General features: G+C 55.8%; 1 protein-coding gene. It reads right to left on the bottom strand.

All coding sequences use genetic code 11. The features are described 5' to 3' along the window. Positions 1-240 (bottom strand): AraC family transcriptional regulator N-terminal domain-containing protein (locus tag QN347_RS20790; RefSeq protein WP_323494545.1); only part of this gene is annotated, 240 nt, incomplete at both ends.

The following is a 240-nucleotide window of genomic DNA, read 5'->3' as shown; positions in this document are numbered from 1 at the left end:
CTTCCGTATAGTGCTGCTTCAACCATGAAATGAGCTTGGCGATTTGCTGCCCAGGCGAGCCGGCATGAATCAGATGACGCAAGGTCTGGCCATGTCCGCCATGCAGCAATCGAACGATCATCTCTTGCTTGATCAAGGGGGCCAGCAAAGGCAGCAGTTGCGGTTCCTTGACCAAGCGCAGCAAACGAACCAGCGTATCGAGCACCCCTTCATCGAGGGTCAACACCGACATCGCCAGAC

This window comes from Sphingomonas sp. 10B4 (assembly GCF_035019905.1).
GTDB classification, from domain to species: domain Bacteria; phylum Pseudomonadota; class Alphaproteobacteria; order Sphingomonadales; family Sphingomonadaceae; genus Sphingomonas; species Sphingomonas glacialis.
Note: the sequence above shows the minus strand (reverse complement) of the source record. Positions and strands in the feature narration are given on the sequence as shown.